At 65.7% G+C, this 11402-nt stretch carries 9 protein-coding genes; all 9 read right to left on the bottom strand.

What is annotated here, in order from left to right; translation table 11 throughout:
• Window positions 1-1193: 1193 nt before the first annotated feature.
• Window positions 1194-2717, bottom strand: coding sequence for an FAD-dependent oxidoreductase (locus B5F40_RS08225; RefSeq protein WP_087193856.1), 1524 nt, complete (start codon window positions 2715-2717; stop codon window positions 1194-1196).
• A gap of 834 nt (window positions 2718-3551) precedes the next feature.
• Window positions 3552-4529, bottom strand: coding sequence for an NAD(+) synthase (gene nadE / locus B5F40_RS16650; RefSeq protein ID WP_087193855.1), 978 nt, complete (start codon window positions 4527-4529; stop codon window positions 3552-3554).
• Between the two features lie 190 nt (window positions 4530-4719).
• The gene (locus B5F40_RS16235; protein WP_162610932.1) at window positions 4720-4890 is read right to left on the bottom strand and encodes a hypothetical protein; all 171 of its coding nucleotides are present in this window, start codon (window positions 4888-4890) and stop codon (window positions 4720-4722) included.
• Between the two features lie 97 nt (window positions 4891-4987).
• Window positions 4988-5641, bottom strand: a complete 654-nt coding sequence (gene hypB / locus B5F40_RS08215; RefSeq protein ID WP_087193854.1) for a hydrogenase nickel incorporation protein HypB — start codon at window positions 5639-5641, stop codon at window positions 4988-4990.
• A gap of 81 nt (window positions 5642-5722) precedes the next feature.
• A complete protein-coding gene (locus B5F40_RS08210) occupies window positions 5723-6103 on the bottom strand; it encodes a hydrogenase maturation nickel metallochaperone HypA/HybF (protein WP_087193853.1) in 381 nt (126 codons plus the stop codon).
• A gap of 229 nt (window positions 6104-6332) precedes the next feature.
• The gene (tatC, locus tag B5F40_RS08205; protein WP_087193852.1) at window positions 6333-7115 is read right to left on the bottom strand and encodes a twin-arginine translocase subunit TatC; all 783 of its coding nucleotides are present in this window, start codon (window positions 7113-7115) and stop codon (window positions 6333-6335) included.
• A gap of 3 nt (window positions 7116-7118) precedes the next feature.
• A complete protein-coding gene (locus B5F40_RS08200; protein WP_140396455.1) occupies window positions 7119-8192 on the bottom strand; it encodes a Sec-independent protein translocase subunit TatA/TatB in 1074 nt (357 codons plus the stop codon).
• A 1464-nt stretch (window positions 8193-9656) separates the two neighbouring features.
• Window positions 9657-9860 carry a CASC3 protein CASC3 gene (locus B5F40_RS08190; protein ID WP_087193850.1) on the bottom strand — a complete coding sequence of 68 codons (204 nt, stop codon included), beginning with the start codon at window positions 9858-9860 and terminating at the stop codon, window positions 9657-9659.
• A gap of 3 nt (window positions 9861-9863) precedes the next feature.
• The gene (locus B5F40_RS08185) at window positions 9864-11219 is read right to left on the bottom strand and encodes an amidohydrolase family protein (protein ID WP_087193849.1); all 1356 of its coding nucleotides are present in this window, start codon (window positions 11217-11219) and stop codon (window positions 9864-9866) included.
• Window positions 11220-11402: the final 183 nt, after the last annotated feature.

The following is an 11402-nucleotide window of genomic DNA, read 5'->3' as shown; positions in this document are numbered from 1 at the left end:
CCCCCCCCCCCCCCCCCCCCCCCCCCCCCCCCCCCCCCCCCCCCCCCCCCCCCCCCCCCCCCCCCCCCCCCCCGCCCTCGCTTGGACGAACCTCGTGCGGTCCAACCCTCACGAGCCAAAGCCGTAATGCCCCCGTCGGTTGCGACCAAACGCGCTCCCAGCGGCCTCGCGTCGAGCGCCGCGGAGACACTCGGCTAGTCTTCGGCTCCATCGATTAGCTCGAGGAGTCGCTCGTCCAACTTGCTAATCCCGCGCAAAGCTCACGCCTTCTTGCTCAATTCCGCAGACCCCGCATCACGGCCGGCACGATGGACCCCGCCCCAGCCTCGAGTCGGCATCCGACAGAGGCTCGTGAAAGCGCGCCTTGCCGATCTCGCGAGAGTCGTCCCGCAAGGACGGCAGCCCGCATCCTACGTTCTCGCGCACGCGCCCCCTCCATACGCCAGGCGGCACGGGGCGACGCCCCGACACGGCGCGCCGCCCCGTGGAGTGGCAGCGCGTCGGACATGCACGCAGCAAACCCCATCCGCACAGAATCAGCGGTTCGAAACAGCCGATCAGCACCGGGATTCCGGCGTCGAAGGAGCGGCCACGGCACCGGCACGACCAACATCGAGGGTTAAACGTATCGCACCCTTTCCTCACGAGGGCGGAGCAGTCGCGCCTCGGCAGCGGATGGTTCGTTGGGCGTACCGACGGCCGGGTCGTCGGCCATCGCCAACCAGAACATGCCGACCAGTCCGCACTTCCCACAATACCCATTGCTTTGATCTGGCCCACGATCTAGCCCGCAGATTCTCCCGGACAACTCGACAACGTTGCATCCTGGGATGATGCCTTTCTGCCCCGAGGCGGGCGCTGTGACAATCATGGCTTGGCAGCGAAGCAACGCGTCCGCCGCCGGACACAGAACGGCACGGGCCGGCGCTCGCAGATTCCATGCCGCGCCCCCGCCCCCGCGCCCGGCGAGGCCGGGGGCCGCCCCGCCGGGCGCGGGGGCCTTCCGGCGAGACCGGGGGGCGCCGCGCGGCCTCCGGCGGCCAACCCGCGCCGTCGGCGGAGGCCGCAAAGCGTTCTCAGAAAGGCGCTTCGTCGCATCGCAGCCCAAAGCAACCGTTTATCAAAGCGATCATTTTGGATCATGACGGGACGACAAAAGAACTGAAGCCGCCGACCTTCGCCCGCAAGTTGGCTCAGGCGTTTTCCCGCCCATCTTCCTCAGCCAGAAAGCTTGCAACGGCCTGACCCGCCAGCATGCCGAATGCGCCGTTGGATGCCAACCCGTCGGAGCCGCCGTTTGCCACGGCTCCGCAGCAGTACACCCGTGAAATGGGCGCGCCGGTGGCGTTCAGCAGGCGCCCCATCCCATCGGTCGCCGCCCCGCCCCGTGAACGGTAGCGCATCGGCTGCTGTTTGACCGCGTAAAAGGGCGCTTCGAGCGGCTTGAGGAACAACGTACGGCCGAAGTCGTCGTCTTTCCCGGCCCGCGCCTGCTCGTTGTAACGCTCGAGCGTGGCCTTCAGCTTGTCGGCGGGAACTCCCATTTGGCCGGCAAGCGCATCCTCATCGTCGCACGGGCCCGCAATCCGTTTGGCGTTCTTGCTGGTCAATTCCGCAATGCTGCGCGATTGGCTGCTCTCGGAAAGTTGTCCGTCGAACACCGTCCACCAAAGACCGCGCTCGTCCTCGAAACAGGCGTCGGCCGTCGCGCCGCTGCCGTCCTCGCGCGCGAAGCGCACGCCCTGCGTGTCCACGGCGGCAACGGGACCGAACAGACTCCATGCCGACACCTGCGGCAGATCACCCGTGAGGGGTGCAGCCTTGTCCATGCCCGTCAGCTGCCCCCCAATGCTCGCGCACAGAAGCTGCCCTTCGCCCATCGACGCGACGGTGTAACACCCTGCGCGCTCACGGTCGGGCGTGTAAGCGTGCACAAGCGCCTGATTGCTGACGAAGCCTCCCGTGGCCATCACGATGCAGCGCGCTCGCACGTCCGTCATCGATCCGCCCTCGTTCGCAACGAACCTCATGCCGCACACCTCAGACTCCTCGTCCAAGATGAACGCCTTCGCCCTCAACCCTGTCAGGAACGACACGCCCTTGCTCGCCAGACCATCGCGCAGGGGCACCATGACGCTCTCCATGTCGCCAAGGCCGCCTTTCGGCAACAAGACCGAGGTGTTGCAGTCGTCCTGAGCGTACTCGGCAGGATCAGCGAACTGAGCGCCATACTCATCTGCCAGATGATCGGCCCAGGAAGTCGCCGCTTCGAACAACGTGCGGGCAAATTCGAAATCGGTCGTGCCCGCAGCCTCGAGCTCCTTTTTGCGTGCGCGCCACTCAGAGGCCACCGTGGCATGCAGCCCGGCCCGCTGCTGAACGGCGCTGCCGGCCACGCGCATAACGCCGTTCGCTTCGTAGCTCTCCCCTCCCAGAAGATCGAGCTTGTCTACAACCAGCACCGAACGCTTTGCCTCGGCCGGAGCCATGGCCGCAGAGAGCCCGGCGATTCCGCTGCCCACCACGAGCACGTCCACCTCCGACGAGAACGACACCCCGGAGTCTCCCGCAACGCTCGGGTTGCCTCCGCCCTCGTCGGAACCTGAACGCAGAGGATCCGCCGGCAGCTGGCCAGCTCCGCACGCGGCAAGCACGCCGCTCGCCGCAAAGGCGGCAGCCGACATGCCGGCGAGCTTGAAGAATCCGCGGCGCTTCATGGCGGAAAGACCTCTCTCACATGATTCTGGGACGTTCGCTCAGTATAGGAAGAAGCCACCCGCAAACGTCAACGCTCTGCGGAATCCGCCATGCAATCTACGCAAAGCTCTGCTTTTTCGCAGCACGTCGCGACCTTTGTGCTTGGTGCGCATCGCCAACGAAGAAGACCGGGAGATTGGAAGGAGGGCGCCTTCGCCGCCCTTCTCGCAACCGCCGCAGAACACCAGCCGCGCACGCATCCCCGATGAGCGCTGCGGAACATCCCCGCCGACGCAAGCACTGCGCGGGTGCGGCCTTGGCAAGCACCCTGGTCTCCATCCGCGCTCCCTCGACGAGCGCTGCGAAACGCACGCAGCCTCTGCAAACGCAGGGAGTCGACTGCGCGCTCGAGAAGCGATTCAGAACCCCCGCTCGCTTGCACGTCCGCACAAGCGACGCGACCCTCGTGCGCAACCTCGGCAAACGCAGGGCGTCGGCTGCGCACCGAGCGTTCGCAAGGCGTTCCTGCCGCTACCCGCGCATGTGAGCCAACGGAAAATCGCTCGAAGCGCCCGCGAAGCCGACTTAACGGACGCCGCATCCGCGCATGCGAGATCGCGCAATGCGCCGCGAGACACCGACCGCGCACCGCCCTCGAAACGCTTTCGGCCCCCATCTCGAAGGGCAGCACGCCTTCGGAACGGACATGGGCCGCACATCGCGAGCCCCCTCCCGTCGCAGCCACGCCCCTACCGTCCGAACAGCGATGACGCACATCGCAAGCCCGCCCCCCTCAAACCTTCCAAAAGCGATACGCAGCTCCGGAAAGCCTCGCACGGCACCGCGACGGATGCTCACCCATAGAACTTTGCATCGGGAGCAGGCGGCTCGAGGGCGCGCTTGAACGCAGTCGCAGCAGCACGCGAGAGCACGCGCTTCACCAGCGCTTCGTCAAAACCTTCGCCCACAAGCGCCTCCACGCCCAAACCTCGTTCGACGTGCGCATGCAGAAGCGCATCGAGCGTGGCGTAATCGACGCCGAGGCTCCTCTCGTCCTCTTGGCCGGGAGCAAGCTCTGCACTCGGAGGTTTCGCGAACACGCGCTCGGGTATGGGCGGCACCGCGTTCAAAGACCCGGAAGGCAACGCGCACGATACGACGCCCCCCGCCTCTCCAAGGGCATCGCCTTCCCGTCCTCCCGAAGCGGCTTCAAGCGCAGCGGCCCGCGTTTCCCTTTCAGATCCGCGGGGCACGTCCGCATCCGAAGGGCGCCTCGAGACGTACTCTCGCATTCCTTCCTCGCCGTTGCGCCAGCGAGCCACCGCGTACACGTCGGTCTTGTACAGCCCGCCGATGGGGGCGAACGCTCCGGCCGTATCGCCGTACAGCGTGCTATAGCCCGTGTACGCTTCGCTCTTGTTGCCGGTGTTCACGAGCATCCAGCCGTGCGCATTCGAAAGCGCCATGAGGCACACCATACGGCAGCGCGCCTGGGTGTTCTCGGCAGCAAGCCCCGCGAGCGCGCCTCCGCATGCAAAAGCAAGCGTCCGCGCGAACGCCTCGTACGGCTCAACGATGGAGACAGTGCTCACGTCGATGCGCAGATTGCGCGCGAGCGCCTCGGCATCCTCCACAGAATGGGCGCTGGAGTAAGGCCCCGGCAGCAACACGCCGTGCACGTGATCGGCCCCGAGCGCATCGACGCACATAACGGCCACCACGCTCGAGTCCATGCCGCCCGACAACCCGACGACCGCATCGGAGAATCCCGCATCCGCCATGAACGAGCGCAATCCCTCCACACACGCCCGGTACTGGTCTTTCGCTTCCATAGCTTCCTCCCACAGATCGTCCATGCCACACGCGAGGCGTCGCGGCGCCCTGCGGCAAGCAAGAACGGCCGCCGATCCTCGCCTCCCTTGCCCCGCGATCGGCCGGCGAATCGAAACCGCCTTGCTGCAAAACGGTCGCCGTCCTCGCAGACCGACCGATCGCAGCCGCCCAAACGTGCGAGCGAAACCATCAGCCCGACGCATCGCAAGCCACGGCACGCCGCGCGCGATCAGCGTCGAGCGCATCCGCGCACGTCACCGCCGCGATGCCGAAGCCCACGCGGCCCGACAGCCCGATGCCCGCGTCGGAAAACCCAGAGCTTTCGCGAAGCCCCGCGGCGCCTCGACGCAGGAGCGGCACCGCGCGCCCGCGCCCTTGCGCCAGCCTTCCGACCGCGCCTGTCGTTGCAGCCGGTATGGGCGCCGATCGCTTCAGCCCGGTTGCAGGCGCTCCTTCGTTACTGGATCTCCCGGATGCGGTCGGCCAGCCATTCGGCCCAGGCCTCCACGCCCTCGCCCTTCGTGGCGGCGATGGGGAAGATGGGGGCCTGCGGATTCAGCTGGCGCACAGCGTCCTCGAACGCCTCGCGGTCGAAGTTGAACACGGGCAGGGTGTCCACCTTGTTCAGCACCACGGCCTCGGCCACCTGGAACACGCCGGGGTACTTGAGGGGCTTGTCATCGCCCTCGGGCACGGACAGGATCATGACCTTGGCGTTCTCTCCTAGGTCGAAATCCGTGGGGCACACGAGGTTGCCCACGTTCTCCACGATGATGAGGTCCAGGCGCGCGAGGTCCAGCACGTCCACGGCGCGCTTGAGCATGGCGCTCTCCAGGTGGCATGCGCCGCCCGTGTTGATCTGCACGGCGGGGATGCCCTGGGCCTTGATGCGCTCGGCGTCCACGTTGCTGGCGATGTCGCCCTCGATGACGGCGATGTTGAACTCGTCGCGCAGCGCGTCGATGGTGGCCAGAATGGTGGACGTCTTGCCCGAGCCGGGGCTGGCCAAGAGGTCGAGCACGAACACCTTGTTCTCGGCGAACCGCGCGCGCAGCTCGGAGGCTATCGCGTCGTTCTTCTGAAGGATGGGTTGCTTCAGATCTATCTTCATCGCTGCTCCTTTACGTTTCTCAGCGTTGCTTGGACCGTTTGCCCGCAGCAGGCGCGAAGTCGCGCGAGCGTCCGAGCGTCTTCAGGCATTGGAGGCATCCGCTTCATCGGGAATGTCCACCTCGATGCTGTCGATGTGAAGCTCCCGACCCGCGATAAGCTCGGTGGCGAAGCTGCCGCAGCGCGGGCACAGCATATGGAAGCGGTCGTGCTCGTACTCCTCGCCGCACTCAAGGCACCGGCTTCTCGGCTTGATCATGGCAATCTCAAGCTCGGCTTCCGCGCACAGCGCGTACTCCCGCTGCTCGACCAGCGCCTCGAACGCGAACACGAGCGCGTCCTCGATAGCCTCGGTCATCTCGCCCACCGCCAGGCTCACCTTGAGCACGCGCGTCGCGCCTGCCCGCTCGGCCGAAGCGGTCACCGCGTCCATCACGCCGGTCATGATTCCCAGCTCGTGCATGGCGCTCCTTCTTCGTGATCGTGCTTGCATGTCCGCGTTCATGGTAGCCCAAGCGCGGCCCCCGTGCGCACGGCGTTGCGCGAACGGCACGCGAACGCCGCGATATGCGCGCCCAACATGCGCGCGGCGGCCCGTCGCACCGCGACGGGCCGCCTCTCGTTTGAAACGGGGTCGATGGCGAGCGAGGCAAGACGCAAAGCGATTCGCTCTGCCTCTTCGCCTCTCCCGCTTACTGCCCCTCGGCCTCCTCGGCGTCGAGCTTCTCGTTTTGCTGCTTGATGCGCTTGGCCAAGATGACGCGCGACAGCAGCAAGCTGACCTCGTACATGGCCACCATCGCGGCAAACAGCAGCAGCATGGTCACCGGCGAGGCATCCGGCGTCACCATGGCCGAGATGACCATGAGCACCACATAGACGGTGCGCCACGCGCTGCGCAGCTTCCGGTACGGGATGATCTCCCACACCACCAGGAAGAACACGATGATAGGCAGCTCGAAGGCGAACCCGAACCCGATCTCGAACTTGATGATGGTGTCGATGTACGCGCTGGCCTGCGCCACCACGACAGCGAAACCTTCGGCCTGGCCCGTCAGAAACTGGAACGCCGGATCGAGGATGACGAAGTAGCAAAACACCGCACCGAATATGAACAGCGCCACCGCAGCCGCGAAGGTGGGGACGAACCATTTGCGCTCGCTCGGCTTGAGGGCGGGCAGGAAGAACGCGAGGATCTGCCACAGGATGACGGGCGAGCACACCACCGCCGATACCCACAGCGCCACCTTGAAGCGTATGGCGAACGCCTCGAAGGGGCTGAGCACCGTGAGCGACTCCATACCCCCTTGCGGCAGGTAGGGCTCGATGGGTATCGTCAGAATGTGGATGATGGTGGGCGTGGCCCAGTAGAACACCATGACGGAAACGAACAAGCAGACGACGATGCGCACAAGACGCATGCGCAGCTCGCCGAGGTGGTCGAACAGGGGCATACGTGCCGGTCCGATGGGCATGGCTTACTTCTCCCCCTTCTCGGTCGTGGATGCCGCTTCAGCCTTGGCGGCCGCTTCGGCGGCCTTCTTGCGATTGGCGGCACGTGTTGCGGCAGCTTTCTTCGCCGCCGCCGAACGCGCGGCAGCCTTCTCCGCATCGGTTTTGGCGGCGGGTTTGCGCGCCGTCGACTTGGCGGTCGCAGATTTTGCGGCCGACGAAGAGGACGCCGCGGACTTGGCGGCAGCGGATCTGGGCGCCGCAGATTTGGAGGCCGTCCTGGTGGCCGAGCCCGTCGCCCGAGCGGCAGTCGAGGCCTTCGCAGCCGCAGGCCTCGACGCTGCGGGCTTCGCGGCCGCAGACCCGGAAGCGGAGGACGCGCCAGCGGCAGGCTTCGCGGCCGCGGACCGGGAGGAGCTCGCGGCTTTTCCTTGGGCGGCCGTCTGCGCTTTGGCAGATGCGGCAGGCTCTACAGGCGTCGAGGGCGAACCGCCGGACTTGGCGGCGGACGCAGAGGAATCCTCCGATCGAGACGTCGCCGACCCGGAGGCGACGGGCTTGGCGGCTGACTCGGACTTCGCCGCCGATGTCGTCACCTTGGGCTTCGTGCCGTACAGCTCGTCAGGCGAGGGCTTCGGCTTGGCAGCGGGTTTTGCCGCATCCTTGCCCGCGTCAGCTTCTTTCGAGGGCTTCGCAGCCGACCCATCGGACTTGACGGGCGTCTTCGCCGCCGCAGCCCCGGCGACCGCGCCCGTCGTCGCGGACGCTGCGGTTTCGGCTTTCTTGGCCTCGGCCGCCTTCTTCGCGGCACGCTCCTTGTCGTATCTCGCTTTGCGCTCGGAGAAGCTCTCGGTCTTTCCCTGCTTCTTCTCCCCCTCGGCAACCTTCGAAAGGGCTTCGAGCGGGTTCTTGAACGGCTCGTCGGAGCTCGGGTCGTAGACTTCCGTCTTGATGACCTTGTTCATCTCCTCTTGGGCGCTTCTGAACTTACTGATGGCCTTCCCCAGCGTCTTCGCCATGGCCGGCAGCTTGTCGGGCCCGAAGATGAGGAACCCGAACAGCAGGATGAGGAAAAGCTCGAATCCACCGATTCCAAACAAAGCAAACCCCTTTGCGCGGTTTCTCTACTCTCTGCCGCGTCCCATGCGCGGCAACGATTCATAGTAACACAAACCTGTCCGGCCTAGCTGCGTGAGAATCCTCTACAGAAAAAGCATGGCGAGAAGGCAACCGCACCCTCAATGCACGCAGGACCCCGCTCTTTCCGCGAGACGCACGAGCGTCTTCCCGGCTCGACGTTCGGCTTTCCGACGGCGCAAGCCCCTTCTCACGAGCATGAGCACGCAACTTCGCAGACACGCGCAAACAGCGGCCCTCCTGGGCTCTTCCTCGCATACCTATACGAACATCGCCCATGGAAGGCGCGAGCGCCTCCGCCGCGGCAACAGCCCCTTATCGCGAGCACGCGCGAAAGCGAACGCTGAAGACTGCGAACGCCCGCGATCTGGGCGTCATGGCCCCTTATCGCGCGCACGCGCGAAAGCGCACACGGTAATATCGTGCAACCTGCACACGGGCTTCGGCTCCTTATCGCGCACGCGAAAGCGCACCTCCCCCGACCCTCACTCCGGGCAAAGCGAACGGCTCCTTATCGCGCGCGAAAGCGCACATGACGGCGGGGTCGAACTCCTCGCGCACGCGGCCCGCTCCTTATCGCAAGCACGCGCGAAAGCGCGCCAGTCCGCGGGACGATGATGTTTCACGTGAAACATCGCTCTTTATAGCGCGTCGCACGCACGTGCGAAAGTGCACGAAGACGTGCAACACGCAGCGGCACAACCTCGATCGCGCATCGCGCGAAAGCGAATAGATGCCGCAAGAGGGCACGTGCAAGCCCCGGCCAATCGCGCGTCGCACGCACGCGCGAAAGCGCACGATTCTGCGCAACTACCTCACCGAGGCCGAGGGGCATCGCGCGTCGCGCGCACGCGCGAAAGCGCACTTGCCAGCGCTCGCGGCCCCGGCCCCTCCGCGTCGCTCCTTATCGCGCGCACGCGTGAAAACGCACGAATCATCGGCGGCACCCCTGTAGCGTGCTTGTGCGTGGCTCCTTGCCATGCGCGAAAGCACACCGTTTCGCCTATGCGCACATCGCGAAGCATCCGCTGCTCCTTATCATGCGCACGCGAGAAAGCGCATCGACGCGTTCCTGCTCGACACGCAGCGCTGCCTGGCCCCTTATCGCGCGTGCGCGCGAAAACGCATCCACTGCTGCCTCCCGTAGGAGTCTGGACCGTAGTACCTTATCGCGCAGGCGCACGCGAACGGTCTGCTGGTCACCCCCTATCGCGCGTGCGCGCGAAAGCGCATCACGCCCTACGACAAGACGGGAGTCAACCTGCTACCCCTTATCGCGCGCACGCGCGAAAGCGTATGGCCCGCGAATGTGCCGGTGGGGCACCCGGAACCGACCCCTCGCCGCGCACGCGCGAAAGCGCACGAGCATCGGTGCCGTCTCAAGCGGGTTGGGCGGCAGCTGGGCGCCCGGACCCGATCACGCGGCTCTACGCCGCTCCCCCGCCCAAAAAAGCAAGACCCACCGTAGGAATGCCGAGCGCCAGCACAAGGATGATGCAGACGACGACCGTGAACACCCTTTTGGTCCGCTCGGCCGCCTCCCGCCGTTCTTTCTCGCGTCGCTCGCGCTCCTGCGCAGCCTTGATGCGCTCGCTTCTCTGATTCGCCGTCAGCTTCTGTTTCGCACTCATCGTCTACATCCTCAACTTGCCGCGGATCTCGATAACACGGGCGATGTTCTTCGCAACCTCCACGCCCACGTTCCACTTGCTCTTCTCGTACAGGACGATGCCGTCCACCATGGTCATGAGCACGTCGGCTCCGCTGCACGTGTTCACCACCGCCGACACGGGGTCGGTGGTGGGCGTTTGGTGCGAACCTGATAGGTCCACAGCCACGATGTCGGCGCGTTTCCCGATGTCCAACGATCCTATCTTGTCGTCCAGTTTGAGCGCGCGGGCGCCGCCGATGGTGGCCATCTCCAACATGGTGGCCGAATCGAGGAAGTCGCCCACGTTCACCGCGCGCTGCACGAGCATGCCGATGCGCATCTCCATGAGCATGTCGGTGGAGTCGGTGGCGGCCGGCGAGTCGGTTCCGAGGCCCAAGCGCAATCCGGCGCGCAGGAATTCGTTGAGCGGAGCCACGCCCATGCCGAGCTGCGCGTTGCAACGCGGACACGAGGCCACCGCCACGTCGTACTCCTTGAGCTTCTGCACATCCTTGTCGTCCACATGCACGCAATGGATGGCCAGCACGTTGTCGGACTCGAACGCACCCCAGTTCAGCGCATAGCGCACGGGCGTCGTGCCGGTGGGCAGCCACGGCGGGATCTCCACGTAGCCGCGCTTCTGGTCCATGGTGTGAACGGAGAACGGCGAGGAGCCATATTTGATGAAGTTGTACTCCTCGCGATTGCCCGCCATGTGCATGGCGACGGGCACGCCCTCGCGTCGCGCGAACTCGGACACCTTCGAGAACACGGATGGGTGGCACACGTACATGGCCGCCGGCGCGATGCCGATGGTGATGCGGTCGCCGTCCACCTCCTCACGCCAGTGCATGATGTCGTTCTCGGCCACGCGCATGGCGTAGCCAACGCGGCGCTTGTCCATGGCGCCCACCTCGCGGTAGATGACGCTGCGCATGCCGAGCTTCTGCGTGGCGGTGCAGGCAGCACCGGTGGTGGTGATGTCGGCGACCGTGGTGATACCGCTCGAAAGCGCCTCGAGGCCGCCGAGGATGGCCGAATCGTACCAATCGCTCACGTCCATCTTCGCGCTCTTCTCGAGCATCGATGCGATCCATGTGGTGTAGGGCACGTCGTGCACGATTCCGCGCATGACGGAGTTCTCAAGATGGGTGTGCAGGTCGACGAGCCCCGGCATGAGAGCTGCCTGACCGTAATCGACGACATCCTCTTCGGGATAGCGCAGCTTGAGCATGTCGGACGTGCCGATATCGCGGATCACACCGTCGCGGACGAGCACGGCCCCGTCCTTGAACGGCTTCGATGTGATGGGAAGCATGTATTGCGCGCACAGTAGCATGGCCGTCCCGCCTTTTCTCCCGGACCTCGTGCATTTCGTATGGGCCGTATCATAGCATTCCCCGCCGCCTCTCCTCCAAAGACACAGAGGGGAATCGGTGGGGGCGGCGGGCGTGGGGCGCGGGACGCGAGGAATTCGGCCGGGACAACGCGGAAACGAGCGCTATGCTTCTGGCCTATGCAA

Source organism: Gordonibacter sp. An230 (genome assembly GCF_002159915.1).
In the GTDB taxonomy this organism is placed as follows: Bacteria; Actinomycetota; Coriobacteriia; order Coriobacteriales; family Eggerthellaceae; genus Rubneribacter.
This window is presented reverse-complemented; position numbering and strand designations above follow the sequence as displayed.

Coding starts and splice junctions, on each gene's coding strand:
- B5F40_RS08225 (WP_087193856.1), bottom strand. CDS start 2,717: ATGAAGCGCCGCGGATTCTTCAAGCTCGCCGGCATGTCGGCTGCCGCC.
- nadE (WP_087193855.1), bottom strand. CDS start 4,529: ATGGAAGCGAAAGACCAGTACCGGGCGTGTGTGGAGGGATTGCGCTCG.
- hypB (WP_087193854.1), bottom strand. CDS start 5,641: ATGAAGATAGATCTGAAGCAACCCATCCTTCAGAAGAACGACGCGATA.
- B5F40_RS08210 (WP_087193853.1), bottom strand. CDS start 6,103: ATGCACGAGCTGGGAATCATGACCGGCGTGATGGACGCGGTGACCGCT.
- tatC (WP_087193852.1), bottom strand. CDS start 7,115: ATGCCCATCGGACCGGCACGTATGCCCCTGTTCGACCACCTCGGCGAG.
- B5F40_RS08190 (WP_087193850.1), bottom strand. CDS start 9,860: ATGAGTGCGAAACAGAAGCTGACGGCGAATCAGAGAAGCGAGCGCATC.
- B5F40_RS08185 (WP_087193849.1), bottom strand. CDS start 11,219: ATGCTACTGTGCGCGCAATACATGCTTCCCATCACATCGAAGCCGTTC.